We start from the raw sequence: 25339 nt of genomic DNA, 5'->3' as shown, positions 1-25339 counted from the left end.
TTTCATTCTTTTGTCTCCTCACACCTGCCCGGCTTCAATTCTTCAATTGGCCCAGGCCAGCGGTTGTTCGTTCAGGCCCCAGTAGAGGCTCTTCTGCTCCATGTACTGCAGGATGCCCAGGCGACCCTTCTCGCGGCCCAGGCCGCTATCGCGCCAGCCGCCAAACGGCGTCGAGATGGAGAACTGCTTGTACGTGTTGATCCACACGTTGCCGGCCTGCACGGCGCGGCCGATGCGCCAGGCGCGCTTGTAGTCGCGCGTCCAGATACCGGCGGCCAATGCGTACACGCTGTCATTGGCCTGTTCGATGAGCTCCTCTTCATCGTCGAACGGCATGGCAACGAGCACCGGGCCGAAGATCTCTTCCTGGCAGATGCGCGCGCTGTTGGTCAGGCCTTCGATGATGGTCGGCGTATAGAAGTAGCCCGACTCACAACCGGAGATTTCCGGGCGCAGACCGCCGGTGCGCAGGTGGCCGCCCTCTTCCACGCCCATTGCCACATACGACTCGATGGTTTCGCGGTGGCGATCGGTGATCAGCGGCCCCATCTGCGTGGACTCATCCGCCGGGTTGCCGACACGCAGGCGTGCTGCGGCAGCCGCCAGGCGGTCCATGAACGGCTCATACAGCGAGCGCGCCACAAACAAACGCGAACCCGCGATGCACGATTCGCCCGATGAGCTGAAGATGCCGTACAGCACACCGTTGACCGCGTGGTCGAGATCGGCGTCTTCAAACACCATGGTCGGCGACTTGCCACCCAGCTCCAGCGACACCGGCATCATCTTGTCAGCCGCGATATGCGCGATATGGCGGCCAGTGTTCGTGCCGCCCGTGAACGACACGCGGCGCACCAGCGGATGCTTGGTAATCGCATCGCCAATGATCGAACCCTTGCCCGGCAGCACGCTGATCATGCCCTTGGGCACACCCGCCTCTTCGCAGATGGCGGCCAGTTCCAGCGCCATCAGCGGCGTGACTTCCGCAGGTTTGACGACGACGGCGTTGCCGGCGGCCAGCGCAGGCGCCATCTTCTGCGCCTCGCTGGCGATGGGCGAGTTCCACGGTGTGATGGCCGCCACCACGCCCATAGGCTCGTGCACGCTCATCGTGAGGCAATCGCCACGCGCAGGCGTCAGCGATTCTTCCAGCGTCTCGCAGGCGGCGCCGAAGAATTGGAACGTCGCGGCCGCACTCGCCACCAGGGCGCGCGTTTCGTTGATCGGCTTGCCGTTGTCCAGGCGCTGGCGCTGGGCAAGGGCTTCGCTGCGCGAACGGATCAGCTCGGCCACGCGGTACAGCACAGCCGCACGCTCATGTGGCTTACGCTGTGCCCAGCCGCTGGAGAGGAAAGCACGGTAGGCACCGGCCACGGCCTCTTCCACATCGGCCACGCTGGCAGCGTTGAGTTCAGCCACGACTTCGCCCGTGGCGGGGTACCGCGTGACATAGCGCTCGCCGGTGCCGAGGCGCCATTCGCCTGCAATGCAGATCGGCAGCAAAGCGGTTGCGGTTGGATTCAGGGTGGAGACAGTCATGGCGCAGTGGCCTCTCTCAGATCGAAACAGCGTGCGCGCGGTTGCCCAGCGCACGCACCACGCTGAACACCGTCAGCGCAGAAGTCTTGGGATTGGCTGCCAGTGGCTTGCCGCGCATCGTCAATTCGAAGCCACCGAAGGCGCCGCGCGCCTCCACGTGATGGACGTTCTCATCAACAGTCGGATCGGCCAGCAACTTCACATGCGTGTGATCGAGCCCCAGGCCAGCCAGCGACAGCGTGGCAGCCACGTTGGCGTTCTTCGGGAACAAGCGCGCAGCTTCGCGGGCGTTACCCTCAAAGATCACGGTCGGCTCACGCAGTGCGTCGAGGTCGAATTGCAACTCGGCCGGCGTGTCCTTCCAGGCGCGCGGTGGTTTGCGGCCGGTGTAGATCACAGCATCCAACCCACCAACACGCGCGGCAGCCAGCGCATCAATGGCACCGATGGCCCCCGACAGCAATTGCACCTGCGCATTACCGCGACGGGCCGCTGCTTCCAGCCGCTCGGCGACACCGGGCTCGGACAGCGCACCGACGGACACCACCAGGCAGTCGATACCTTGCTCCAGTGCAGGCAGCACATGCTCTTCGAGCGCGTCATGGCCGGCGCACTCGACCAACAGATCTGGATGTGCATCTGCCGACAGACGCGTCGTCACGCGCGCGTTCGGGGCGAACGGGGCGATGGCCTCGCGCGCCTTGTCCATCGCGTGCTCGGGCACGATCACGGCGTCGAAGCAGACGTCTGGATCGCTCTTGAGCAGCTCCAGCACGCCCTGCCCGATCGCTCCGCAACCGACCATCGATACATGCAGCATGTCCGGCTCCTTGGGTTGGCTCGGTTGCGGGCTCACGCCACCACCGTGGTGCGCTCGGCTGCGCGTTCGCCTTGACCGTCCTTGGCTTGCTGATTGACCGGCGGGCCCGCAAAAATGGTCTTGAAGCTACCGATGGAGAGCATGTCGATCTCCAGCAGGAACGGGCCTTCGCCCGATGCTGCCTCGTTCAGTGCGTTGCCCACGTCGGCCAGATCCGACACGCGGCGATGACGCAACTGCAGGGATTGCGAGAGCGCCGCGTAGTCCGGCGTATGCAGATCCACGTAATGGCGGCGGCCGCCGTACTGCGCGTCCTGGATGTTCTTGATGACGCCGTAGCCCTTGTCGTTCATCAGCACGATGACGAGGTTGGCACGCTCCTGCACGGCCGTTGCCAGCTCACCCAGATTCAGGATGAAGCCGCCGTCGCCGGCCAGGCAGAACGTGGTCTTGCCCGACCCTGTTGCCGCGGCACCAATGGCCGCGCCAATGCCCATCGCCAGGCCCTGGCCGATGCCGCCGCCCAGCGCATGCACGCCGGCACGCGAATCGAAAATACGCAGGTGACGGTTGCCCCAGGTGCTGTTGGAAACGGTCACATCACGCACCCAGTTGAACTCACGGCCCACAGCAGCCTGCAGCGCTTCGACCAGCTTCGAGTACGGGCCGAGGCCATCGACCAGTGCACCAACTGCCGTCTCATGCGCAGCACGCAGATCGCCGGCAAATGCCGCGTCGATCTGCATCTTCTTTTCCAGCCGGTCGGCCAGACCGTCCAACGCGAGGGCCGAGTCGCCGCAGACGAAGTAGTCGCTGGCGTAGCAGCGGCCTTCGGCCGAGGCATCCGCATCGATGCGATACAGCGGACGCGGCAGCTTCAGTTCGTACTTGAGCGTTTCGTTTCCGCGCAGGCGCGAGCCGACCACGAGCATGGCGTCGCACGTCTGATAGAACGCTTCGACCGGCTTGTGCAGGTTGAAGGCACCCAGCGAGCGCGGATCGTCTTCCGGCACGATGCCGCGACCTTGCGTGCTGGTGACCACGCCAAAGCCCAGATCCATCAGGCGCTTGACCTGCTTTGCGGCATGGCGGGCGCCACCGCCCAGCCACAGCATCGGACGGCGCGCACGCGACAGGCGCTCGGCCAGCTCATCCAGTGCATGCGCCGACGGCACATGCTGCGGCACGAGCAGCGGGCGCAGGTCGGTCGGCATCGGGATCAGCGCGGCCTGGATGTCGATGGGGATCTCCACGCTCACCGGGCCGGTCGGGGCCGTCAGCGCAGTCTGCACAGCCAGCTTCATCGTGCTGATGGCGGTGTCTGCGCTGCGGATGCGGAAAGCCGCCTTCGACACCGACTTGAGCATCGTGAGCTGGTCCGGCGCTTCGTGGATGTACGCGAGGCTTTGGTCCAGATACGGTGTTTCGATCTGGCCGGTGATGTGCAGCAGCGGCGTGCCGGCGGTCAGGGCTTCGACCATTGCGCCGGCGGCATTGCCCGCCGCCGTGCCGGTGCTCGTCAGGCACACGCCCAGGCCACCCGTGGTACGGGCATAGGCGTCGGCCATGTTGGTGCCGCCTGCTTCGCCGCGCGCCATGATGAAGCGGATCTTGCCGCGCTCGCCCATCGCATCGAGGATGGGCATGTTGTGGATGGAGATCACGCCAAAGGCGGCCTTCACCTCGCAGGATTCCAGGAAGGCTGCAATCGCGTGGCCCACCGTGACCAGTTGTTGTTCCTGTTGTTGTCGTTTAAGCATGACGGGAGTGTCCTCCGGAGATATCGATGTGGCTGCCCGTGGTGTACGAAGACAACGGCGAGGCAAGGAACAGAATGGCGCGGGCTGCTTCTTCTGGCAGGCCCAGGCGGCCAAGGGGAATATGTTTTTGCGCGGCCAGGCGGCGCGTCCACGCGGCCCAGTCAAGCTGACGGTCTTCTTCGGGACGAGCCTCGAAGCGACGCCGCCATTGGCCGGACTCAACCAGGCCGATCAGGATGCCGTTGACGCGCACGCCCTTCGGCGCAAACTCGGTGGCCATCGAGCGCACCAGGTTCAGCACGCCCGCCCGCGCCGCCGACGTGGCGACCATGTGCGGCTCAGGCTGCTGCGCGAGCAGCGAATTCACGCAGACGATCGCACCGTGCGCCGAGCGCTCCAGTTGCGGCATGAACGCACGCGTCGGGTGGATGACGGAGAAGAACTTGAGATGCAGCTCCTGCGTCCACGCGGCATCGTCGGTGTCGGCAAACGTCGAGACACGACCCTGCCCGGCGTTGTTGACCAGCATGTCGATGGGGCCAAGCTCCTGCTCCACCGCATCGGCAAACGCGGCCATCTGCGCGGCATCGAGCACGTCGCACGTTGCGGCGAACAGTTTTGCGCTCGGGAATCGGCTGCGCAGGTGTTGTTCAGCTTGTGCAAGACGTTCTGCATTGCGGCCGCACAGCGCCACAGCGGCACCGGCTTCCAGCAGCAGTTCAACGGTGGCGAGGCCGATGCCAGAGGAGCCCCCGGTCACCACAGCGGTCTTGCCTGTCAGGTCGATCATCGGCATGGTCATTCCCGGAACAGGTTGACGACCTTGCCGCTGGCGGGGCGATAGTCCAGCAGGTACGACAACTCACCGGCGGCGGCGCGCACCTTGTCGATCATCGTGTCCAGTTGGGCGGGCTCGATGCGCGGCGACGGGATCGTCGTGCCGAGCGCGGCGACCACCTTGCCGCCGCGGTCCAGCACGGGTGCGGCGATTGTGGAGATGTTGGCTTCGAAGAAGCCCTCTTGCAGTACGTAGCCGTGGTCACGGTCGCGCTGGACCATCTCGAACAGCTCTTCCACCGTGCGCGGCGTGTTGGCAGAAAACACTTCCAGCTGCGGCTCTGGATAGAGCTGGCGCAACTCAGCCAGTGACAGATCCGCCAGCAGCACGCGGCCCAGCACGGTGGCATGCGCAGGCAGGCGCGTGCCGACATTGACGGAGCTCGTGAACGGCGTGGGCGCCACCGATTTCGCCACATAGACGATCGAGCGGCCATCGCGCACCACGAGGTTGCACGGGTAGTGGATTTCATCGCGCAGGCGATCGAGCAGCGGACGGCCCAGCTCGGTCAGCTCCAGCGAGGCAAGGTATTCAAAGCCCAGGCGCAGCACCGCCATGCCGAGGCGGAAATCACGGCCACCGTCGACACGCTCCACAAAGCCCATGACTTCGAGCGTGGTGAGCAAACGGAACACAGTCGAGCGCGGCACCTTCAGCCGGCGCGCCAGTTCCGGTGCAGACAGCACGCGATCTTTGTGGCTGAACTCGCACAGCAGGCGCAGGCCGCGTTCGAGCCCGGGGACGATGTACTTTTCCTGCACGTCTTCGGAGATGAGGTCGTTGCTCATACGTGTTGACGCTTACGCGTTTCGGGATTGAGAGAGGACGGCTTGTTCGATCCAGCCTGCAACCGCTTCAGGTGCATCGATATAGGAAGCGTGTCCGGCAGACGGTAAGAGCGCGAACGGCAGATCGAACGTCTCGGCCAAGGCTTCGCAGCCTTGCGGCGGCGTGATGCCGTCAACATCGCCACAGGCCACGCGGGCGGGTGTCGATGCCGGGCGCTTGCGCAGATAGGCGCCAATGTCGTCGCCGCTGAGCATGGCCACCGCCTGGCGGTAGCCCCCATCGTTCAGGCGCTTCATGTTCCAGCGCACCCAGGCGCGCTCTTCGTTGCTCGCATCGGGTCGAAGCAAATGCGCGTGGCGCGATTCCGCCATGCCGTCGATGCCAAGCTTTTCGAGCGTTGCCAGACGCTGCGCCAGCATGGTGCGCGACTGCGCCTCCCTCCCTGGTTGGCCGTAGCCCTGTGCGGGGTTCAGCAGCAGCAAGTTGCGCACTTGCATCGCCGCCGGCGCTTCGGCCACATAGGCAGACGCCATCAGCGCGCCCAGCGAATGCCCAACAATCACATCCGGCTTCACATGCAGAGCGGCCAGCCAAGCGCGCAGGCGCACTGCATAGTCAGCAGCGCAGGGAGCCAGCGTTTGCAGCGGCGTGGAGTTGCCGTAGCCCGGCGCATCCCACGCGAACACGCGCATGGTTTGCGAAAGGACTTGCGCGCAAGGCAGCCATGACGCGGCGCTGGAACTGATGCCGTGCAACAGCACCACCACCGGCCCGCGCTCACCCCATTGCCGAAAGCCAATGCGATCGCCTTGCTCGTTGATTGCGACGGTGTGTTCGGCAAACTCGGCGCCGAGCACGGCAAGTGCATCAGCAACACGGAACGGGTGGGAGGACATGACAGCCTGCGTGCTCATGGCATCAACGCTTGATCTTGGTGAGCGGATGCTCGGGCGGATACGTCGGCGTGATCGGCTTCTTGGCGCCGAGCATCACGCACATCAGCGCGTCTTCGTCGCCGATGTTGATTTCTTCGCGGTACACACCGGGCGGCACCGAAACGAGGTCGCGATCGGTCAGGATGGTCTCGAAGCGCTCGCCGTCCTTCTCCAGGACCAGCTTGAGCTTGCCGCGGATGACGAAGAACACCTCTTCCACATCAGTGTGCAGGTGCGACGGACCTTCGTGGCCGGCCGGGATGACCATGGTCGAGAACGTGAAGTGCTCCGACGGCACCGTGTTGGTGTCCGCCGCAACGCCCGTGCCGCCTGTGCCCACGTAGCGCATCTGAGCGCGGCGGTATTTCGGGTCGAAGTCGGCCTGGAACTTGAGAGCGTCCCAGTCGTAACGGCGGGTGGCAAAACGCGCCACGCGGCTGTTCATCCAGTCTTCAAACGACGCGCCTTCAGGACGGTCCCAGGTGCGCTGCACTTGCTGTTGTTCGGAGAGATCGCTCATCGAATGCCTCTTCTGAATGGTGTGTGGTTGCAGAATGTGCTTGCGTTACTGCATGACAAAACCGCCGTTGACGGCCAGTGTCTGGCCCGTCACGAATCGGGAAAGATCGGACAACGCGAACAGCACGGCGCCGCAGACATCGCCGGGCACTTGGTCGCGCGAGATGGCGCGCTGGTCGCGATACAGCGCGTGACGATGCGCCGGCACGTATTCGGTGGCTTCCACCAGCGTCAGGCCCGGCGCGATGGCGTTGACGGTGATGCCGTCTGCGCCGCACTCGCGCGCCAATGACTTGGTCATGCCGATGACCGCACTCTTGCTGGCCACGTAGGCCAGCAGGTTCGGCGCGCCCCACAGCGGCGTGTCTGACGATAGGTTGACGATCGCGCCACGGCCCGACGCCTTGAGCGCCGGCAGGCAGGCCGTCGTCATCAGCCAGGTGCCGCGCACGTTGACGTTCATCACGCGGTCCCAGGTGTCGACGTCGATGGACGATGCATCGCGCCCGCCCGAGTTGGTGATCGCCGCGTTGTTGACGAGGCCATCGAGACCGCCCAGTGCCTGTGCGGCCGCAGCAGCACATGCCTGGATGGATGCGGGATCACCCAGATCAAGCGTGAAGCCATGGGCTTCGAAGCCGGCCGCACGCAGTGCTGCGGCCTCTTCCTGCACACGCTCGCCCAGAATGTCCGCCAGCGCGACCGCGCCACCCGCTTCGGCGATGGACTTGGCGAATGCCAGACCCAGCCCGCGTGCAGCGCCCGTGACGAGCACCTTGCGGCCGACCAGCAGCCCGGCGGCTGGATTGCGCTCAGGCATGTTGGGCTTCCGAAGCAATGGGCTTGAGCATGGCGACCGGCGCATCGGCCAGTTCGGCGGCAGCGCGGCGCGCCAGCAGGCGGCGGATACGCGTGATGCCGATGTCGTGCTGATACAGCGTTTCGTGGTCGCGCGCCTCTGGCGCCATCGATTCGAGCACCACGCGGTCCTGCTCGAGCACGTCCCAGTGCAGGCCTTCCAGGCGATTGCGATACAGGAAGCGCCACACGTCGCGCTCCCAGCCTTGCACGTGACGCGTGCGCCAGAAGTAGACGATGCAGTGTTCTTCATCCACCGGCGTGGTGATGCCGATGATGGTGAACGGGCCACCGGGGCCCACCTTCGGCTGATACGGAATCGACAGGCGCAGCCACATCGTGCCGGTCTCGCCAAACTCGGTCCAATCGAAGTTCACGCCGCGCTGGCCGGTCTTCTGGAACATGATGCCGTGCTCGGTTTCGACCACTTCCATCACGGCTTTCTTCTCGCCGCTGGCCATCGAGTGCGATACCGCATGCAGGTACGCACCGTGCATCGGATCCATGACGTTGTCGATGGCGTAGCGGTAGTTGACGTTCCAGTGCGCGAAGCAGAGGAAGTGGCTGTGCTCGTCGTTGGTCAGCTCTTCCGGCAAACGCAGCGTGCCGACAGCATCGTCGTATTCAGACGGTGCCTTGTCGCCAAACCACAGGAAGATGGCGCCGGCACGTTCCTGCACCGGGTAGCTGCGCACGCAGGTCTTGCCTTCCATCGGGCAAGCATCGACAGCCGGCACGCTCGTGACCGTGCCTTGGCCGTTCACTTCAACGCCGTGGTACCAGCAGGCCACGTGATCACCCAGGTTCCAGCCCATCGACAGGCGTGCACCACGGTGCGGGCAGCGGTCTTCCAGTGCATGCACCTGGCCAGCGGTATCACGCCACAGCACGATGTTCTGGCTCAGGCGGGTGATGCCCACCGGCGCGTTCTTCACGTTCCACGACGCCGCCACCGGATACCAGTAGTTGCGCAGACCGGTGTTGATGCGCGCTTCCTTCTGCGCTTCCTTGTTGCCTTCCATTGCTTGCCTCGCTTGATGGGGTTGCGCCGGCTGCCTCTGCGGGCAATACGGCGTCGAATCGTGTGTGGTGATCAGGCGCCCAGGCGGCGCATTTCGGCCAGGAACGTGTCTTCCGTCCAGACCTCACCGCCAGCGGCGTTGCGTGGGCCACGTTCGTTCAGCACGACGACGATGTCGGCCGGCGTTTGCGCGCCGCCCAGGAACGCCGCTTCCAGCGAATCGGCCAGTTGGTTCTCATAGGGCGTCGGCTCAGCAGCGCGCGTCTGCCACACCAGATTGGCGACGTGGCCCGGGCGCTCAACACGGCCCTTGCCAGCGACGTTGTTTGGAGAAATCGGCTCCCACGGAGCGAGGTCGGGGTTGAATTGCGGCTGCATATTTGTCGACTCCATCACGTTTCGCTTGTTTTACCTATGAAACGTCTGTTAATATCTGGAACACAGGTGCCACTATAGACCGCGTCTTCGAAATCGCAGATGCGGGATTACCCTATGGTTTTGTGAAAAGTTGGTGCACCAGAAGCCGGCCGATCGGCCGGATGGCGCGTGGGGCACCAGTCTTGGCGAGGTCGGCCAGCCCTGCATCAATCGACAGCGCCCCTCCTTCCTCTCCTACCCAGGACGCCGGCGCCAAAACCGGCAGCCATCCCCATCAATACCCGTACGCGCTAGCTGGTGTAGCCGGAAAGATGCGGCGCGCACGCCCTCCCTCTTTCGAGGGACGTCTCTTCAGATATGCAACTGGTTGCCGTATCTCTATTCGTCGCACACAAGGGGCGGCTGGCTGGCGGCTGGCCGAAATGCGACGGAGACACGCACGAGACAACAACAACCACATGAAACGACTGACCTTGAACGCCAAGCTGTACGCGACGCTAGCGCTGCTGTGGGTAAGCCTGAGCGCGCTGCTGGCGATCGGCCTGCTGGCCAACCGCGCCACCATGCTGAACGAGAAACGGCTGGACCTGCAGCACCAGATCGAAAGCGCCACAGCCGTCATCAAGTCGTACCAGGATCGAGCGGCCAAACAGACCATGCCGGTGGACGACGCCAAACGGGCCGCGCTGGAAGCGCTGCGCCCCATCCGCTTTGGCAAGACCGGCTATATCGGCGTGATGGATTCTGGGCAGGTGATTCGGCTGCTGCCGGTCAAACCCACCTCTGAGAACCAGCACGTCGACACCTTGAACGACCCAGCCGGCGTGCAGGCGGTCAAGCGCATCATCGGCGTCGGCACAGGCTTCATCGAATATGAATTTCCGCGCCCGGGCACGGAGAAACCGGTCCCCAAACTCACGTACGCGCAGTACCTGCCCGACTGGGATTGGCACGTCTATACCGGCGCCTATATCGACGACATCGACGCCGTACTGCGCGACAACGCAATCAAGGGCACGGCCATCGTGCTGACCATCGGCCTGCTGCTGACGCTGCTGATGCTGGCGCTGATCCGCAACATCAAGCGCAGCCTGGGTGGCGAGCCCGGCTATGCCGCCGCCGTTTGCACGCAGATTGCCGATGGCGACCTGAGCGTGCCGGTTGCGCTGCGTGCGGATGACCGGTCAAGCCTGCTGCACGCCATGCATACGATGCAATCCACGCTGACTGGCACGGTGGCGCGCATCCAGTCCGGCATCGAGCAGATCAACGTGGCCTCCAAGCAGATTGCGGCAGGCAATGCAGACTTGTCGCAACGTACGGAAGAACAGGCTTCGTCGCTGGAAGAAACCGCATCGAGCATGGAGCAGCTCACGGGCATCGTGCGTCAGAACGCCGATAACGCCCGCCATGCCAGCGCGCTTGCGGGCGATGCGTCCAGCACGGCCAGCCAGGGCGGCGAGGTGGTGGCGCGTGTGGTGTCCACCATGGGCGAGATCAGCGACAGCAGCCGCAAGATCGTCGACATCATCGGCGTGATTGAAGGGATTGCGTTCCAGACCAACATCCTCGCGCTCAACGCGGCAGTCGAAGCAGCACGTGCTGGCGAACAAGGCCGCGGCTTTGCCGTGGTGGCGGGCGAGGTGCGCACGCTGGCGCAGCGTTCCGCAGCGGCGGCCAAGGAGATCAAGGCGCTGATTGGTGAATCCGTCGAGCGCGTGGCGACGGGTTCCACGCTGGTGAGCGAAGCGGGCGCCACGATGGAGCGCATCGTGCAAGCGATCGCGCGCGTCACGCAGATCATGGACGAGATCAGTGCCGCCTCGGCCGAACAGAGCAGCGGTATCGAGCAGGTCAACCAGGCCGTCACGCAGATGGACCAGGTGACGCAGCAGAACGCCGCGCTGGTCGAACAGGCCGCGGCCGCGGCGGAATCGCTGGAAGAGCAGGCGCAGGAGCTGGCGCGCGCGGTCAGCGTATTCCGCGTGGCGGGCTAGCGCGCGGGCGTTACAGAAACTTGCGGTAGACCACAAAGCCCGATTTTTCCGCAACCGTGTCGTAGAGCTTCATCGCCGTCGCGTTGGTCTCATGCGTCTGCCAGTAAACGCGCGGCAGGCCGGCCTCTGCGGCGCGCTGGTAGACGGCTTCGATCAGTGCGCGGCCCACGCCCTGCCCGCGTGCCGCCTCTACCGTGAACAGATCCTGCAGATAACACGTCATCTGCACCTGCGTCGTGCTGCGATGGAAGAGGAAATGCACGATGCCGAGCAACGCGCCATCGCGCTCGGCGACCATGGCATAGACGGGTTCATGCTCGTCAAAGAAACGTTGCCACGTCGTCTGCGTGACGAAGTCGGGCAAGGCGGTTTCCCCGGCCCGGCCGTAGAAGGCGTTGTAGCCGTCCCAGAGGGGTTTCCAGGCGTCGTAGTCGTCTTGGCGGATGGGGCGGATCAGCAGTTCGGCAGATGCGGGCATGGTGAGCAGTCCGTGTGATGGGGCTGCCATTCTGCCGCACGGGGGCACGCACATGCGGGTAAGTCCTGAGCGCCTCCGAAAGTTTGACGAAAGCCGACGGGTCATACAGTGCAATCACTGCTTGGCGACGAACTCCGCCAGTGTGCAAGGTGGAGGCGGTCGGGTGTCAGGTAGGGCGCGTCGGGCAGCAATGCTTGGCAAGGATGGGCTTGCAGCGTGATTGGGGAATCCGCGCTGCGAGTTCAACCGAAGGTTGCCGAGTCAGTGTTGTCATGCGCGATTGGGTTGGTGACGTTGCGATTGGAACATCCGCATACCGCCAACCTGCGTGTCACACCGATTTTGGTCGGTCTTTCCTGCTGTCAACTTTCGGCCCACCGTCCTCCCGGTGGGCCGATTTCTTTTTCAGTCAGGGCTGCAGCGCATCCGGCAGCACCAGGCGTTGCGTCAGGCGCTGCACGGTGGGTGCGGCAACGAGCACGATGGTGAATGCTGCTGGCCAGGCCAGCATGAAGGCATGCGCCCAGCGGGCGACGAAGTCTGCGCTGAAGCCGACGTTGATCCAGCCAATCCAGCCCGTCATCAGCAACGACATCAGGCCGGACATCAACCAAGCAAACGTGACACGGAGGCGCGTAGGTAGCGAAACAAGCATCGACATGGCGGTTCTCCTTGCAAAGCCATCAAATGTGATTGACGGTATGCTATACAACCGCGTTTCAAGAAACTATAGATGTTTATTGAAACTTAAATTCCAAAAATGGAATCATGTTTGACGACCTGGCCCTCTTCGTTTCCATCGTGGATCACGGCAGCCTGCAGGCAGCTGCGCGCCACGCCAATCTGCCTGCAGCTACCTTGACGCGGCGTCTGCAGAAGCTGGAGGCCACCCTCGGCTGCCAGCTCCTGCTACGCAGCGCACGCAGCCTGAAGCCCACGCCGGAAGGCCTGCTCTATTACGAGCAGTGCCGCCCGCTGCTGACCGCCCTCACGCAAGCCACCGCAACACTCGACGACGACCTCAACCAGATCAAGGGCACCCTGCGCGTGCTGGCGCCGCTGAATCTGTCACGCGGGCTGCTGGGGCCAGCCTATGCGAGCTTCATGGCGGCGTGGCCGGAGATCCGGCTGGAGCTGTCGCTGAGCAATCGCAATGAAGATGTCTGGCGGCATGGTGCGGACCTGGCCATCCGTGTCGGGCCGCAGGATGACCCCAAGCTGCGGCAGCGCCGGCTGGGGGTCATCGGGATCGTGCTGGTGGCCTCGCCCGCCTATCTGGCCGAGCACGGCGCACCGGCGCATCCGCACGAGTTGGAAATGCATCGTCTGATTGTGGCATCGCCCATTTCCACTTGGCGCTTCACCTCGCCGGATGGCAAGGAGACCATCGAGATGCAGCCGCAAGGGCAATGCGACGTGAACGATATCGAGTTGGCGGCTTCGCTGGCAGAGGCGGGACAGGGTCTGCTGTATTGCCCGCGCACGCTGTGCCATGCAGCGCTGGAAGCCGGCCGCCTGGTCCGGGTGCTGCCGGAATGGCAAACGCCGCAGCGCACCATCTATGCGGTGTGGCCACAGCAGCAATTGCCGCGCAAGGTGCGCGCACTGCTGGAGCATCTGGCTGAATTCGCAGCGGCCAATCCACTGTTGCAAGACGGGCCAGAGTTGCCCGTCTGACCCTCACATCTGGAAGGTCGACACCGCACGGCGCTTGCGGCGGCCAATCACGATGTGCACCCACAAGGCGATGCCCACCACCGCCCCGGCCACCCAGTGCAGGATCTCCGCACCCTGGCGCGGCAGCTCGCCGTTGACGTAGTACAGCGCATAGCCCGTCACCACCAGCACGGCAGTCAGCGTGCCGAACACCGCGCCCGCCGCGCGATTACGCCGTCGCACCCATGCATTGCGGATATGCGGGCCCCACAGCATGCCGAGCAGATACAAACCCGCCATGGCCGCCGCGCCGTGCAGCTTCATGCTCCAGGCCAGCGCGAGCATGCCGCCCTCGCTGCCGTCATCCAGAAAATGCAGCGCCAGCCAGACCAGCCCTGTCACCAGCAGCACGGCAAACACGCCATACACCATCCAGCGCCGACGGCGGCTGAGGCGGAAGGCGCTTTCACGCAGATGGTGGGTAAAACGGGGAGAGGCAGACATGACGGACTGGGCAACCGGTTAACCCGGCGAGTATACGGCCACCGTCGCGCCGTACTGATTCAGAAGCGGATGCGTGACATCACCTGTGGCGAGCACGATCTTGGTCAACGCATCAGCCAGCATGCAGGTAGGTGCCTGCACGGTTGCCCCGGCAAGCGCTGGGAGATGAGTTCGATCGGCATCGTGAATGCGTGACACGCTGCCAGCATGCGCACCCAAACCACCCGCAGTGGAACTGGCGAGCGCCGCATTGTCGAGCATTACCGTCGTGGCCACATGCGCCGCATTGCGCGGGTCGCGCACCTGCACCGCCATCGACCGTACACCGCAGTGGCGCAAGTCACCACCGGCATTGACGACTGCGCGTTCAATGGCATGCGCCAGCATCACCTCGATGGCGCGATCGACGGCATAGCCCTTGGCGATGCCACCCAAGTCCATCGATGCGCCAGTCTGTTTGATGAGCATGTCGCCCTCGAAGGCAACAGGAAAACGCGTGTCGGCCAACTGCTCGCGCGTGCCAACACGGCAATCGAAAGCGCGCGCCGATGCGTCATACAGCGCGGCGGCAAGGCGCAGCACCGTGACCGTTCGTTGATCAATGTGCGGCCGTGCGCCGGGCGCCGCACGGTTGATCAACTGCAGCTCGCTGTCCGGTGCGTGAAAGCTCAGCAGCGCGTGCACGGCAGCAATCTCATCGAATGCCGCCGCTACGGCCGCCTGTGCACCCGCCCCTTCGGCCTGCACATCAACCAACGTGCCGAGCAGCGGCCGCGCACGTCGGCAGACTACCGGCGCCATCGCGGGCTCAGCCCTTGACCAGCGCCAGCTGCGCCATCACTGCAATGCGCCGGATGCCGTCGGTCAGGTGCGTGCACGACAGTGTCGCTCCGCTGATGTTGTTGATGTCATCCCCAACACGCAGCGCCGACTTGGCCGACTTGCCGAGGAACTGCGCACGCCACGGCTTGTTGCGGACTTCATAGCCGTGGCTTTCGCGATAGGTGAGGATTTCGACACCGCTGATCTCGCCCGCCGGGTTCAGGCCCACGGCGTAGTTGATCAGCTCGAACTTGCCGATGACAGCGTCGGTGACGACGTAGCCGACCGCCTTGTCGCCCTGCTTGGCCTGCCAGACGCGCCAAGCGCCGGGCTTGGCCGGGCCACCCGCGCGATCGGCCAACTGCTTGAGCTGGTCGACCGACAGTGCAAGCGCCACCGGCTCAAAGCTGGTGGCATCGGGAAAGATCGATTTCTGGGCCTCTGCTGCAGTCATATAGTCTGCGGCAAAGGCGTTCGTGACGACCACCCCCGGCGCACCGATGGCGGCGGCACACACGAGAACGATGGGCACTGGCTGATAACGCATGGCTTGCGCCTCCTTCGGTTCACTCAAAAAAATGGGGCGACTCAGAACCTGTTCACGATCCGTAGCGAGCGGCCCGAGGTTGGCGCGAGAAGCGCAACCGTACATGGGTACGGTGAGCATCGCAGGGCCAAGATCGGGCCGCGCAGTCGGATCGTGAGCAGGTTCTTAGAACGACACGCCCAGGCCCAGGTCCACGCGCGAGAAATCGCGGTTCTTGGTGAAGCGCTGGTAGTCGACCTTGAACACCACGTTCGGGTTCAGGTAGAAGTTCGCGCCCACGGTGTAGACCGTGTCAGACAGCGACGGCCAGCCTGCCGGTGCCACAAAGCCCGGCACCAAGCCTGCGTACTTCTCACCCATGTTGTAGCGCTCGTAACGCACGAATGGCGTGACACGGTAATCGCCCTTTTGCCACACGTTATAAGCGCCTTGCACGAACCAGCCGTAGAACGCCGACGGCATCGGGTTGGCCGCGCCCGGGTTCAACTGGTTGGCCGCAGCCGTGTTGCTGATCATGCCGCGCGCATACAGGGCAGACAGGTCCCACTTGCCCGGCGTCCAGCGAGCGTGCGCCTCGTACAGTGTGGCGCGCTGTTCAGGCAGCGGGGCATCGGTGCTCGCACGGCTGCTCTTGCCTGTGAAGACCGAGCCGCCCAGCGTCACACCCGGAATACCCGAGTAATTGAGCGCCACGTACTGCGACAGGTTCTTCGCGTTGGCCAGCCCCAGTTCCTGGTGCGTCTGCTGCATCGGGCCCGCGCCGTTGTTCTGCATCTCCAGCGCGGAGTTGAATAGCGGGTTCTCCGGGTTGAAGTTCCACTTGGCCAGGTTCAGGCCCGTCGTCAGGCCCACGTTCCAATTCAGGCCGAAGTCGGTATCGCCGTACAACGACAGGCCACCCTCGCGCCACGTACTCGGGATGATCAGCGTCTCGACAAAATTGCGATGCACGCCGTAGTAGTTGGTCGGCTCGTGGTTGCGGTTGATGAAGCCCGCCGGGATCAGGAACAGGCCGGCGTTCAAGCCGATCTTGTCGGTCAGCTTGTGGTCAATGTAGAACTGCTCGACCTCGAATTCGCCCGAATCGGACGACGATGCAATCGCGTGCTCAACTTCAAACTCGGAGTTGAAGCGCGTCTTGTCGTTGAACTTGTAGCCGATGCCGAACACCGCGCGCGACAAATCCATCTTGGTGTCTTCGGAGCGGCGGGTCGGGCGGCTGTAGTTGATCTCGCCATAGCCCCACAGCGTGAGGTTGTCCAGCGGCGACGGTTTGGTCGATGCCAATTGCGCCGTCTGCACGGTCTGCTGCACGTCTTGCAGGGCTGCGGTCTGCTGTGCCTGGGCTTTGGCCTGCGTCTGCTGCTGCGTGGCCAGCGTCGCGTTCTGCGACTTCACTTCCTTCAGCTCGGCCTTGAGCGCTTCAATCTGCGCGGCCATCGCATCGAGCTTTTGTTCAAGTTGCGCAGTAGTGGCGGCATTGGCTGCGCCAGCCCCCATCATCGCAATGGCGGCGGCGGCCGGAATGGCAGCCCGGGCGATTCGTTTCATGCTGTGACGCTCCCTGGTCTTTGAATCGATTTATTTGTTGATTGCCGTCTTGACCAGCGTGGCTCCGCTGGCAGAAACGGTCTGGATACGTGCTGCGCCCACGCTGGTCGCGGTGGAGCCGCATTGCGCCGGCACGTTGTAGGCCGACGGATTGGCCGGATCAAACCCATCGGTGAGCGTGCACAGGAAATGCACGAGATCGCTCATCTCCTGGTTCGTCATCGATGGCGCCTTGGCCGGGTTGTAAGGCACTTCCGCCACGTTCACGTTGCCGTCAAAGGCAACCGGCAGATCGTTGTAGGGCACGTCGGGCGTGCCGTCGGCCTTGACGTACCAGCGGCCGGGATCGGTATCGCGCGTGACGTACCAGGCGACCACCTGATCCAGCGTCTGGAACACGCCGTTGTGGAAGTACGGCGCGGTCAGCGCGATGTTGCGCAGCGTGGGCACCTTGAACTTGCCGCAGGTCGAGCCACCCGCGCGGAAGTCCGTGCGCAGCGGGCCACAGATGCCGAGGTCGTAATAGCTGTAGTTCGGATCACCCAGCGCCGCGCCGTTCTTCGGCACGTAAGGCAGCGTCGTGCCTTCCTGGTTGGCGGCAATGCTCCAGTTGCGCGGGATGCCGACGTTGTCGTAGGTGAAGTCGGTGAACAGCGCGGGCGTGGTCCCCGTTCTCGACGAAAGGTGGCACGCAGTGCAGTTGCCCTTGGTCGGGTTGTTGAACAGCAGCAGGCCACGCGTTTCCGAATCCGAGAGCGTGGTCTTGCCCGCAAGGTACGCGTCGTATTTGCTGTCGAACGTATGGAAGCTGGGGTCTTCGGACTGGTACGCCGCCAATGCCCGTCCAATGCTCTGCATGGCTGTCGCGCTGTCCTGAATGCCGGCCTTGGTGAACACCGCGGTCAGTTGGTCGAGGTACGGGCGCGTCAGCAGCGTCTTGAATACGTCCTCAGCCGAAGCGTTCGCCATCTCGAACGGGTTGGTGAACGGCTGCTGCGCCTGGTCTGCCAAGGACGGCGAACGTCCATCACGGAAAAAGCCGCCAGACGCCTTGCCGGTCGCATCGATCTTGAAGTTGGGCGTGTACGACGCGTAGTTCAGCGACGGCGCATTGCGCAGGCCCGGCAGATCATGGTTCGGGCCGCCAAACGAGACCGCCAGGTTGTTCGGATCAGTAAACCCGCGCGCGGCATCGTGGCACGACGCGCACGACTGCTTGCCCGAGGCAGAGAGCGCCTGATCAAAGAAGATCTGCTTGCCCACCTGCGCCATCGGCGACAAGGCGTTGGCTGAGGGTGTGCTCGACGACGTTGTACTGCTCCCGCCATCCCCGCCGCCGCAGGCCGTCACCAGCACGGTGCAGGCTGCCATCCACATTGCACGCCACGACGCGCGCGCCAACAGACGAGTGCGCGCGCCGTCTCCTCCGCGTTCTTTTTTTTCTTGCATTTCCCTGATCTCGGCGGCTTGTAGGCTCACTCAGGCCGCTCAATTAATGGTAATAGGAACAATTCGCGTTCGCATTCTATGGAACTTTTTCACGAAAAGCTACGTTCTTTGTGGCGGTGCATCGATGCAACGTTGGTGAAGTTGCGCATTGCCAAACCGAGATAGCGGCGCCACCATGCCATCGATCAATGTCACTTTTGATCGACATGGAGACCCGCCGATGGCCACGCCTACCGCTCCCGCGCCCCCTGATGCGCATCCGGATTCGCGCCAACCGCGCGGCCTTCCCCAGCCCATCCAGCAGTCTTCCCATGTCGTCCGCTCGGGCGGCGTGCGTTTGCATGCGCGCCTGACCCAGCCCAGGGATGAGGCTGCGCGGCTGCGACCGGCGGTCGTCCTGGTCCATGGCTATCCGGATGACAGTTCGGTCTGGGATGGCGTGCGCGATGCGCTGGCGCGCCATAGCCGCGTCATCACCTTCGACGTGCGCGGCGCGGGCCTGTCCGACGCCCCCGCCGACACCACCGGTTACCGTATCCCGCAGTTCGTCGATGACCTCGCCGCGGTGGCGGATGCGCTGCTGCCGGGAGAAGCGTTCCACCTGGTCGGGCACGACTGGGGCTCGATCCACAGCTGGGAATCAGTCACCACGAACAAGCTGCGCGGACGCATCGCTTCGTACACGTCAATTTCGGGGCCGTGCCTCGATCACGTCGGCCACTGGATGCAGGCACAGCTCAACACCGGCACCTGGGCGGCCAAGCGCGCGGTGTGGAAGCAGCGGCTGCAGTCTTGGTACGTGGGGGTTTTCCACCTGCCGCTGGTGCCCGAATGGTCCTGGCGATTGTGGATGGCGCGCGCATGGCCGTGGTGGCTGCGCAAGACGGAGGGCATCCGCGGCGCGGCGCAACGGCCGTCACTGGTGCGCGATGCGTGCAATGGCGTACGGATGTACCGCGCCAATTTTCGCGAGCGGCTGGCCCGCCCACAGGCGCGCGCGCCGCATGCCCCCGTGCAGTTGATCGTGCCGACGCGGGATCGCTACGTGAGCCCCGCCGTCACCCGCGCCGTGGAGGCCTGGGTATCGCACTACTGGCGGCACGAGATCGATGCCGGCCACTGGCTGCCCCTGCGCCGGCCCGACTGGGTGGCAGACTGCATCCGCCGCTTTGCCGACTATGTGGAATCGGGCAACGAACCCGCTGCACTGCAACGCGCCCGTGTGGCCGGCACGTTGGCGCCGGCCTGATCATGCAAACGCGTTAATTGCCGCCCTCATCCAGCCAGCGCTGGTGATACTCCTCCAGCAAGCGCTGCAGCGTTGCGCCAATGCGGATGTAGTCCGGCTCGTTCAAGTTGGCCAGCGACACGCGCACCGATGGGTTGAGTGCACCAAAGCCATTGCCGGGCAGCAGCACCACGCCGCTCTCCTTGGCCAGGCGGAACAGCACATCCGCCGGTTTGGTCTTGGTCTTGAACCACTGCACGAACGCCTCGCCATAGGTCTTGCGGCCAACGACTTCGGCATCGAGGATGTTGTAGTACGCGACGTCGTTCTCGTCTGCATCGCACTCGATGCCGAGGGCCTGGTACAGGGCAGCCTTGCGCCCGCGCACCAGGCGTTTGACCGCGGCCTTGTAGGCATCCGGCTGATCCATGAGCGCGTACAGTGAGAACAGCGCCATCTGCACCTGTTGCGGCGTCGACAAGCCTGCCGTGTGGTTCAGCGCCACGGTACGGCTGTCCGCCACCAGGCGATCAATGAACTTGAGTTGATCGGGTTCGGTCGTGATGGACGCATAGCGCTGGTGCAGGATCTTGCGCTTGTCTTCTGGCAGCGCGGCCAGCTTATCGTCCAGCACGTTCTTCTCATGCGTGGCGATGGTGCCCAGGCGCCAACCCGTCGCACCGAAGTACTTGGAGTACGAATACACGAGGATCGTGTTGTAAGGCGCCACCGCAAACAGCGAGACAAAGTCATCCGCAAACGTGCCGTACACGTCGTCGGTCAGGATGATGAGATCGTTACCGGCCTTGTGGCGCTCATCAATGATGGCCTTGAGCTTCTTCAAGCCGTCTTTGGAGATCTTGACCGACGGCGGGTTGCTGGGGTTGACCAGGAAGAACGCCTTCACGCTCGGGTCGCGCAGCTTGTCGAGTTCTTCGTCGGTGTATTGCCAGCCATTGAATGGGTCTGCATTGAGCTTGACCTCGACAAGCTGGAAGCTGTTGAGCTCCGGAATCTCGATGTAAGGCGTGAAGATCGGCATGCCCAGCGCAATCTTGTCGCCGGCATTGAGCAGGAAGTTCTCCTTGAGCGTGCTGAACAGATACGTCATCGCCGCTGTACCGCCCTCGACGGCAAACAGATCAAACGGGCCGACAAACGGCGCACTGCCGATCATTTCCTGCTTCAGATAGCGCGCGGCAATCTGCTCACTGATCTTCAGCATGCGGTCTGGCACCGGGTAGTTGCAGCCGAGAATGCCGTTCACCATCTCCGCCAGAAAATCCTCGGCAGAGAGGCCAAGCTGATCGCGCACGTACGACACGGCGTGGTGCAGAAACTTCACGCCAGGCACATCTGCATTGCGGCGTGCAAAGCTTTCAAAGCGCGCCTCAAAGCCTTGCTTGGTCGGGATGCCGCCAATCTTCTCGGCCAGGAACGAGAACGAACGCTCCGACTCCTCCAGCGCGAACAGGCCAAGCTGGAAGAAACCGTGGCGCGGCTCCAATGCCAGGAAGTTTGGATTGCCGCGCCCGGCATTGAGCATGATGCGTTGCGAATCGCTCTGCGCGAGCTGGATCAGTACGTCCTTCAGTTCAAACGGGCTCAGTTGCCCAAGGGCTTCCAGCTCCTTGGATTTTTGCGTCGGATTGGTAGTCATCGCAGGTTCCCGTGGATGCGGCGTTGGCGAAGGGCAGCCCACCACGCGGGTGGCGGGCCGAGGAGACGCTCAGGCGAAGGCGATCACAAGCGGACCCAGCAGGGTCAGCAGCACGTTCGCCAGCGCGTAGGTAATGGCAAAGGGGATGGTCGGCACACTGCTCTCGGCTTTCTCCAGCACGCCGCCAAACGCAGGGTTGGCCGAACGCGCGCCTGACAGTGCCCCCGCCAGCACGGCAACGTTGTCGTAGCGGAGCACGTAGCGGCCGAACAGGTAGGTCAGGATCAACGGCACCATCGTGACGATCACGCCGGCAATGAAGATCGACACGCCGCTCTTCTGCAGCGTCGCCCACGCCTGCGCGCCGGAGCCCAGCCCCACGCATGCGACGAATGCGGCCAAGCCCATGTCCTTGAGGATCTGCGACGCCGCGTTCGGCAACTGGCCGAAGGTCGGATGCTTGCCGCGCAGCCAGCCAAACACCAGCCCCGAGAGCAGCGCCCCGCCGCCACTGCCCAGCGTGAGCGGAATACCGCCCACCTTCGCCACCAGCGTGCCAATCAGCAGGCCGACGAGCACACCCAGGCCGAGATAAACGAAGTCCGTCTTGTCGCCAGGCGGCACGGGATAGCCGACTTCGACAGACGCGCGCTTGATGTCGGACGGTGCACCGTGCAGCGTGACGACATCACCATGCAGCAGGATGGTGCCGTCCAGCAGCGGCACGGCCTTGCCCATGCGCGTGATGCGCGCGATGTACACGCCGTGCTTCATGTCGCGCGTGGCCTGTGCTTTGAGTTCGCCCAGCGTCTTGTGGCTCGCGCCCTTGCGCGTGAACACGACGTCGCGCACCTGCAGCGGCTGGTCCATGTCGGAAGACATGGCGGATTCATCGCCGAGCAGCGTCCATGCCTTGGCGGCGGCTTCGCGACGGCCGATCAGCAGAACGCGGTCAGCGCGCTGCAACTTCAACGTCGGCTCGATGGCGATTTCCTCGCCGTTGCGCAGGACGCGTTCGATGGTGATGCCGTCGTCCAGCGTGGTTTCGACTTCCGCCACGCTCTTGCCCGCGCCCGTGGTCACGTCGTACACGCGCCCGACCAGCGCCGGCAGCGACGCCACCTCGCCCTGCTCCAGCGGACGCTTGCCGCCGGCCATTTCAAGCTCGGCTTTCTTGGCATCGTCGCGCAGCTCACGCCCCATCAGGCGCGGCAGAATATTCACGCACATGATGATGGCGCCCAGGCTGCCGAACACGTACGTTACTGCGTAGCCGATGGCCACGTTCGACTGCAGGCGTGCCACCTCATCGGCCGGCAAGCCCATGCGTGACAAGGCATCGCCCGCCGTGCCGATCACGGCCGACTGCGTCATGCCGCCCGCCGCAATGCCCGCAGTCAGCCCCTTGTCGAAGCCGAACAGCTTGCCGCAGACAAGAATGGTGACTAGGCCGCTTACCGCAAGAAACACCGCCATGGCGATCTCGCGCAGCGTGCTGCGATTGAGGGAGCTAAAGAACTGCGGCCCGCTTTCGTAGCCGACCGCGTAGATGAAGAGCGCGAACATGATGCTCTTCACGCCAGAATCAATCGTCACGCCAAACTGGCTGATCAGCACCGCGGCAATCAGCGAGCCGCCCACGCCGCCGATCTGAAACTTGCCGAAGTTGATCTTGCCGACCGCGTAGCCAATGGCAAGCGACAGAAAGAGCGCCGTCTCCGGCACGCTTTTGAACACGGTGTGAATCCAATCCATGGGCAGCGACTCTCCGGAAGGTCTTACGGGCTTGTCTGCTTGACCAAACAAACAGACATCACATCAGGCGCCACGTCGTGCGGCGCACAACACGCCCGTGGACCTTAGAAGCTACACATCGGCGATGTCAATTTCACAAAATTTAACTGCTACGGCACATATTTAATGTTTTGCATTAGAAGATTGCGCCCAACGCAAACGTTGACGTGCCTGCATCTCACTGCAATCATCGTCCGCCAATAACACCGCTGACGGCCCGCCATGACCTGGCGCCCGGACAGCCCGAGCCGCCGGCTTCGCGCGAACCGCGACGTCCGGTCATCGATACAAAGACAGGGACAAGACGATGAAAAGCAAAGTGGTGGTCTACGGACCGCTCTACGGGAAGTGGTACGCGATTCTGGTCAACGACGGCGTGGCCGAAGAATCGAATCAGTTCGGATCGTACGAAGCCGCCATGGGCTTCGCCACAAACCGATATCCGGAGCTCGAGCAGGAGCGACAGCCCTATGCGCGGGGCCGGGAGGAAGAAGTGCAGGTCTGAGGCAGCGCATCAACGCTGCCTAAGCGCTTTCGCGTATCAGTGCGGCTGCACTGAGCAGAATCGCCCGGCAATCCAGTCAAACACGCTGCCCGCGCGAAGCGAGCGGCTTTGCGCGTCTTCGCCATAGCGGATCTGGTAGAGCGGGTTGCCACTGGCGTTACGCGTGCGGTAGAGCGTCTGCGCAATCACCGTGTAGGTCCGCTGCGCACAGTCGAGCACCACCTGCTTGACCGACGAACGAATCGGTTGGCCGTCCGATGTCTTGATCGTGAAATCGGGCAGGACGTTGCGCAACAGATTGAAATGCACGGTGGGTGTGCCGGCTTGCGCCTCTACCTCTGGCTTGACGGATTGCTTGTCGACGTACGACACCACGCCGGTGGCACCTACGAAGCGGCGCCAGCGACCATCGTCGCTCGCACGCTCGGGCGCTGCGGATGCAGCGGGGGTTGCCGGGGTTGCGGACATGGCCGGCGCAACCGCCGACGTGGATACGGTTTGAGCAAACGCGGGCATTGCTGCCCACTGCGCAACAACCAATAGGGTTGCCGCGATGGCACCTTGCGGGCGCCAGCCTCCTGTCTTCATGGGTGGTCTCGCCTTGCTGCAAAAACTGAGCGGGCGATTCTACCGTGTCAGCTCAACCGTTCTCGTCACATCTGGTTGGTCACAACTGGTTGGCTGGCTCGGCGGCCTCGATACCGGCAAAACGCAGATACAACGTGCGCAGTGCCTGCGTAAGCGGGCCGGGCTGGCCATTCCCGATCTTCACGCCGTCAATGGCCGCCACGGGCATCACAAACGTTGACGCGCTGGTGTAGAACGCCTCGGCCGCCTGTTGGGCTTCCTGCACGGTGAAGGTGCGCTCCTCCAGCGTCAGACCATGCTCGCGCGCCAGCGCCAGGATCGACACACGCGTGATGCCCGGCAGTACAGCGTTCGACAGCGGGCGCGTAATCAGTCGCTTGTCTGCCGTGATGATGAAGGCGGTGGACGACGCGCCTTCGGTCACACGGTCGCCGTCGGTCATCCAGGCCTCATGTGCGCCAGCTGCGGCGGCCATCTGCTTGGCCATCACCTGCGGCAGCAGACCGACACTCTTGATATCGCAACGCTTCCAGCGCAGGTCGGGCACCGTCACCACGGTCGCGCCCTTGCGTGCAAGCGGGCTGTCGACAATGGTCTTGACCTGGGTGAAGGCCACGGCTGTCGGCGTGATTTGCGCAGGAATGCCAAAGTCGCGCTCGGCCACGCCACGCGTGACCTGCATGTAGACGACACCCTCTTCCAGGCCGTTGCGCGCCACCAGTTCTTCGCACACGCGCGTCCATTCGGCTTCGCTGTATGGGTTCTCGATGTCGATGGCAGACAGCGAGCGCGTCAGGCGCGCGAGATGCGCATCGCTGTCGACGAGCTTGCCGCGCGCGACGGCGGTCACTTCGTAAATGCCATCGGCAAAGGTGAAGCCGCGATCCATGATGGAGATGGTGGCTTCGGCGGCGGGCACATAGTGGCCGTTCAGGAAGACGATTCGGGACATGCTGGGCGGGAGAGATTCAAGGCGGGCGGGACTGCCCTGCCAAGGAATCTAAAGGATACGTGGGCTGCACCGCGAATAGCGTTGTGCGCCCGGGTTATGCGCAAACGGCATGAGGCGCCGGGAGCGTCCGGTAGACTTGCGGGTTTTCCGG

At 63.7% G+C, this 25339-nt stretch carries 25 protein-coding genes; 4 read left to right on the top strand and 21 right to left on the bottom strand.

The window, feature by feature from the left end; genetic code table 11:
• Positions 1-42: 42 nt before the first annotated feature.
• The 10 genes from C404_RS37635 to C404_RS37590 form a co-directional block, all read right to left on the bottom strand.
• The gene (locus C404_RS37635; RefSeq protein ID WP_021193944.1) at positions 43-1539 is read right to left on the bottom strand and encodes an aldehyde dehydrogenase; all 1497 of its coding nucleotides are present in this window, start codon (positions 1537-1539) and stop codon (positions 43-45) included.
• A 16-nt stretch (positions 1540-1555) separates the two neighbouring features.
• Positions 1556-2359 carry an aspartate dehydrogenase gene (locus C404_RS37630; protein WP_021193943.1) on the bottom strand — a complete coding sequence of 268 codons (804 nt, stop codon included), beginning with the start codon at positions 2357-2359 and terminating at the stop codon, positions 1556-1558.
• Between the two features lie 32 nt (positions 2360-2391).
• Complete coding sequence (locus C404_RS37625) at positions 2392-4119, bottom strand: thiamine pyrophosphate-binding protein (protein ID WP_031329076.1); 1728 nt, start codon at positions 4117-4119, stop codon at positions 2392-2394.
• Positions 4112-4915, bottom strand: a complete 804-nt coding sequence (locus C404_RS37620) for an SDR family oxidoreductase (protein ID WP_031329074.1) — start codon at positions 4913-4915, stop codon at positions 4112-4114. The genes C404_RS37625 and C404_RS37620 overlap by 8 nt, the downstream gene beginning before the upstream one ends.
• A gap of 2 nt (positions 4916-4917) precedes the next feature.
• Positions 4918-5745, bottom strand: coding sequence for an IclR family transcriptional regulator (locus C404_RS37615; protein ID WP_021193940.1), 828 nt, complete (start codon positions 5743-5745; stop codon positions 4918-4920).
• A gap of 12 nt (positions 5746-5757) precedes the next feature.
• A complete protein-coding gene (locus tag C404_RS37610) occupies positions 5758-6660 on the bottom strand; it encodes an alpha/beta fold hydrolase (protein WP_021193939.1) in 903 nt (300 codons plus the stop codon).
• Positions 6661-6664: 4 nt separating this feature from the next.
• Positions 6665-7201, bottom strand: a complete 537-nt coding sequence (locus C404_RS37605) for a cupin domain-containing protein (RefSeq protein WP_021193938.1) — start codon at positions 7199-7201, stop codon at positions 6665-6667.
• 45 nt (positions 7202-7246) lie between these two features.
• Positions 7247-8020 carry an SDR family oxidoreductase gene (locus C404_RS37600; RefSeq protein WP_021193937.1) on the bottom strand — a complete coding sequence of 258 codons (774 nt, stop codon included), beginning with the start codon at positions 8018-8020 and terminating at the stop codon, positions 7247-7249.
• Positions 8013-9080: an aromatic ring-hydroxylating oxygenase subunit alpha gene (locus C404_RS37595; protein ID WP_021193936.1), complete on the bottom strand. Its 1068-nt coding sequence runs from the start codon at positions 9078-9080 to the stop codon at positions 8013-8015. Before C404_RS37595 ends, C404_RS37600 begins: the two co-directional genes overlap by 8 nt.
• A 71-nt stretch (positions 9081-9151) precedes the next feature.
• Complete coding sequence (locus C404_RS37590) at positions 9152-9457, bottom strand: recombinase-like helix-turn-helix domain-containing protein (RefSeq protein WP_021193935.1); 306 nt, start codon at positions 9455-9457, stop codon at positions 9152-9154.
• Between the two features lie 458 nt (positions 9458-9915).
• Here C404_RS37590 and C404_RS37585 point away from each other — a divergent pair, with 458 nt between their 5' ends.
• The gene (locus tag C404_RS37585) at positions 9916-11454 is read left to right on the top strand and encodes a methyl-accepting chemotaxis protein (RefSeq protein WP_021193934.1); all 1539 of its coding nucleotides are present in this window, start codon (positions 9916-9918) and stop codon (positions 11452-11454) included.
• A gap of 10 nt (positions 11455-11464) precedes the next feature.
• Here C404_RS37585 and C404_RS37580 read toward each other — a convergent pair whose 3' ends face one another.
• Complete coding sequence (locus C404_RS37580) at positions 11465-11932, bottom strand: GNAT family N-acetyltransferase (protein ID WP_021193933.1); 468 nt, start codon at positions 11930-11932, stop codon at positions 11465-11467.
• 409 nt (positions 11933-12341) lie between these two features.
• Complete coding sequence (locus C404_RS37575; protein WP_021193932.1) at positions 12342-12593, bottom strand: DUF2798 domain-containing protein; 252 nt, start codon at positions 12591-12593, stop codon at positions 12342-12344.
• 107 nt (positions 12594-12700) lie between these two features.
• Here C404_RS37575 and C404_RS37570 point away from each other — a divergent pair, with 107 nt between their 5' ends.
• Entirely contained in the window at positions 12701-13609 is a 909-nt protein-coding gene (locus C404_RS37570; protein ID WP_021193931.1) for a LysR family transcriptional regulator, read from the top strand.
• A 3-nt stretch (positions 13610-13612) separates the two neighbouring features.
• Here the strand turns inward: C404_RS37570 and C404_RS37565 are convergent, their stop codons facing one another.
• From C404_RS37565 to C404_RS37545, 5 genes are all read right to left on the bottom strand, one after another.
• Positions 13613-14092, bottom strand: coding sequence for a hypothetical protein (locus C404_RS37565; protein WP_031329072.1), 480 nt, complete (start codon positions 14090-14092; stop codon positions 13613-13615).
• Between the two features lie 18 nt (positions 14093-14110).
• Positions 14111-14893, bottom strand: coding sequence for an FAD:protein FMN transferase (locus C404_RS37560; RefSeq protein ID WP_021193929.1), 783 nt, complete (start codon positions 14891-14893; stop codon positions 14111-14113).
• A gap of 7 nt (positions 14894-14900) precedes the next feature.
• The gene (locus C404_RS37555) at positions 14901-15461 is read right to left on the bottom strand and encodes an FMN-binding protein (protein ID WP_021193928.1); all 561 of its coding nucleotides are present in this window, start codon (positions 15459-15461) and stop codon (positions 14901-14903) included.
• A 165-nt stretch (positions 15462-15626) separates the two neighbouring features.
• A complete protein-coding gene (locus tag C404_RS37550; RefSeq protein ID WP_021193927.1) occupies positions 15627-17012 on the bottom strand; it encodes a porin in 1386 nt (461 codons plus the stop codon).
• Between the two features lie 30 nt (positions 17013-17042).
• On the bottom strand, positions 17043-18383 hold the full coding sequence (locus C404_RS37545; protein WP_374754708.1) for a cytochrome-c peroxidase: 1341 nt from the start codon (positions 18381-18383) through the stop codon (positions 17043-17045).
• 298 nt (positions 18384-18681) lie between these two features.
• Here C404_RS37545 and C404_RS37540 point away from each other — a divergent pair, with 298 nt between their 5' ends.
• Complete coding sequence (locus C404_RS37540) at positions 18682-19710, top strand: alpha/beta fold hydrolase (RefSeq protein ID WP_021193924.1); 1029 nt, start codon at positions 18682-18684, stop codon at positions 19708-19710.
• Positions 19711-19723: 13 nt separating this feature from the next.
• Here the strand turns inward: C404_RS37540 and C404_RS37535 are convergent, their stop codons facing one another.
• Positions 19724-21349 carry a bifunctional aspartate transaminase/aspartate 4-decarboxylase gene (locus C404_RS37535; protein WP_021193923.1) on the bottom strand — a complete coding sequence of 542 codons (1626 nt, stop codon included), beginning with the start codon at positions 21347-21349 and terminating at the stop codon, positions 19724-19726.
• Positions 21350-21418: 69 nt separating this feature from the next.
• On the bottom strand, positions 21419-23104 hold the full coding sequence (aspT, locus tag C404_RS37530) for an aspartate-alanine antiporter (protein WP_021193922.1): 1686 nt from the start codon (positions 23102-23104) through the stop codon (positions 21419-21421).
• A 346-nt stretch (positions 23105-23450) separates the two neighbouring features.
• Here aspT and C404_RS37525 point away from each other — a divergent pair, with 346 nt between their 5' ends.
• Positions 23451-23648, top strand: a complete 198-nt coding sequence (locus tag C404_RS37525; protein ID WP_031329068.1) for a hypothetical protein — start codon at positions 23451-23453, stop codon at positions 23646-23648.
• A 36-nt stretch (positions 23649-23684) separates the two neighbouring features.
• Here the strand turns inward: C404_RS37525 and C404_RS37520 are convergent, their stop codons facing one another.
• Positions 23685-24236 (bottom strand): surface-adhesin E family protein, encoded by a 552-nt coding sequence (locus C404_RS37520; RefSeq protein WP_021193920.1) that lies wholly within the window; start codon positions 24234-24236, stop codon positions 23685-23687.
• Between the two features lie 79 nt (positions 24237-24315).
• On the bottom strand, positions 24316-25188 hold the full coding sequence (locus C404_RS37515; RefSeq protein WP_021193919.1) for a D-amino-acid transaminase: 873 nt from the start codon (positions 25186-25188) through the stop codon (positions 24316-24318).
• Positions 25189-25339 lie beyond the last annotated feature (151 nt).

The organism is Ralstonia sp. AU12-08 (genome assembly GCF_000442475.1).
Taxonomy (GTDB): domain Bacteria; phylum Pseudomonadota; class Gammaproteobacteria; order Burkholderiales; family Burkholderiaceae; genus Ralstonia; species Ralstonia insidiosa.
Note: the sequence above shows the minus strand (reverse complement) of the source record. Positions and strands in the feature narration are given on the sequence as shown.

What these genes read in the sequence shown, in the direction of transcription:
- C404_RS37635 (WP_021193944.1), bottom strand. Translation starts at nt 1,539, where the DNA reads ATGACTGTCTCCACCCTGAATCCAACCGCAACCGCTTTGCTGCCGATC.
- C404_RS37630 (WP_021193943.1), bottom strand. Translation starts at nt 2,359, where the DNA reads ATGCTGCATGTATCGATGGTCGGTTGCGGAGCGATCGGGCAGGGCGTG.
- C404_RS37625 (WP_031329076.1), bottom strand. Translation starts at nt 4,119, where the DNA reads ATGCTTAAACGACAACAACAGGAACAACAACTGGTCACGGTGGGCCAC.
- C404_RS37620 (WP_031329074.1), bottom strand. Translation starts at nt 4,915, where the DNA reads ATGCCGATGATCGACCTGACAGGCAAGACCGCTGTGGTGACCGGGGGC.
- C404_RS37615 (WP_021193940.1), bottom strand. Translation starts at nt 5,745, where the DNA reads ATGAGCAACGACCTCATCTCCGAAGACGTGCAGGAAAAGTACATCGTC.
- C404_RS37610 (WP_021193939.1), bottom strand. Translation starts at nt 6,660, where the DNA reads ATGAGCACGCAGGCTGTCATGTCCTCCCACCCGTTCCGTGTTGCTGAT.
- C404_RS37605 (WP_021193938.1), bottom strand. Translation starts at nt 7,201, where the DNA reads ATGAGCGATCTCTCCGAACAACAGCAAGTGCAGCGCACCTGGGACCGT.
- C404_RS37600 (WP_021193937.1), bottom strand. Translation starts at nt 8,020, where the DNA reads ATGCCTGAGCGCAATCCAGCCGCCGGGCTGCTGGTCGGCCGCAAGGTG.
- C404_RS37595 (WP_021193936.1), bottom strand. Translation starts at nt 9,080, where the DNA reads ATGGAAGGCAACAAGGAAGCGCAGAAGGAAGCGCGCATCAACACCGGT.
- C404_RS37590 (WP_021193935.1), bottom strand. Translation starts at nt 9,457, where the DNA reads ATGCAGCCGCAATTCAACCCCGACCTCGCTCCGTGGGAGCCGATTTCT.
- C404_RS37585 (WP_021193934.1), top strand. Translation starts at nt 9,916, where the DNA reads ATGAAACGACTGACCTTGAACGCCAAGCTGTACGCGACGCTAGCGCTG.
- C404_RS37580 (WP_021193933.1), bottom strand. Translation starts at nt 11,932, where the DNA reads ATGCCCGCATCTGCCGAACTGCTGATCCGCCCCATCCGCCAAGACGAC.
- C404_RS37575 (WP_021193932.1), bottom strand. Translation starts at nt 12,593, where the DNA reads ATGTCGATGCTTGTTTCGCTACCTACGCGCCTCCGTGTCACGTTTGCT.
- C404_RS37570 (WP_021193931.1), top strand. Translation starts at nt 12,701, where the DNA reads ATGTTTGACGACCTGGCCCTCTTCGTTTCCATCGTGGATCACGGCAGC.
- C404_RS37565 (WP_031329072.1), bottom strand. Translation starts at nt 14,092, where the DNA reads ATGTCTGCCTCTCCCCGTTTTACCCACCATCTGCGTGAAAGCGCCTTC.
- C404_RS37560 (WP_021193929.1), bottom strand. Translation starts at nt 14,893, where the DNA reads ATGGCGCCGGTAGTCTGCCGACGTGCGCGGCCGCTGCTCGGCACGTTG.
- C404_RS37555 (WP_021193928.1), bottom strand. Translation starts at nt 15,461, where the DNA reads ATGCGTTATCAGCCAGTGCCCATCGTTCTCGTGTGTGCCGCCGCCATC.
- C404_RS37550 (WP_021193927.1), bottom strand. Translation starts at nt 17,012, where the DNA reads ATGAAACGAATCGCCCGGGCTGCCATTCCGGCCGCCGCCGCCATTGCG.
- C404_RS37545 (WP_374754708.1), bottom strand. Translation starts at nt 18,383, where the DNA reads ATGGCAGCCTGCACCGTGCTGGTGACGGCCTGCGGCGGCGGGGATGGC.
- C404_RS37540 (WP_021193924.1), top strand. Translation starts at nt 18,682, where the DNA reads ATGGCCACGCCTACCGCTCCCGCGCCCCCTGATGCGCATCCGGATTCG.
- C404_RS37535 (WP_021193923.1), bottom strand. Translation starts at nt 21,349, where the DNA reads ATGACTACCAATCCGACGCAAAAATCCAAGGAGCTGGAAGCCCTTGGG.
- aspT (WP_021193922.1), bottom strand. Translation starts at nt 23,104, where the DNA reads ATGGATTGGATTCACACCGTGTTCAAAAGCGTGCCGGAGACGGCGCTC.
- C404_RS37525 (WP_031329068.1), top strand. Translation starts at nt 23,451, where the DNA reads ATGAAAAGCAAAGTGGTGGTCTACGGACCGCTCTACGGGAAGTGGTAC.
- C404_RS37520 (WP_021193920.1), bottom strand. Translation starts at nt 24,236, where the DNA reads ATGAAGACAGGAGGCTGGCGCCCGCAAGGTGCCATCGCGGCAACCCTA.
- C404_RS37515 (WP_021193919.1), bottom strand. Translation starts at nt 25,188, where the DNA reads ATGTCCCGAATCGTCTTCCTGAACGGCCACTATGTGCCCGCCGCCGAA.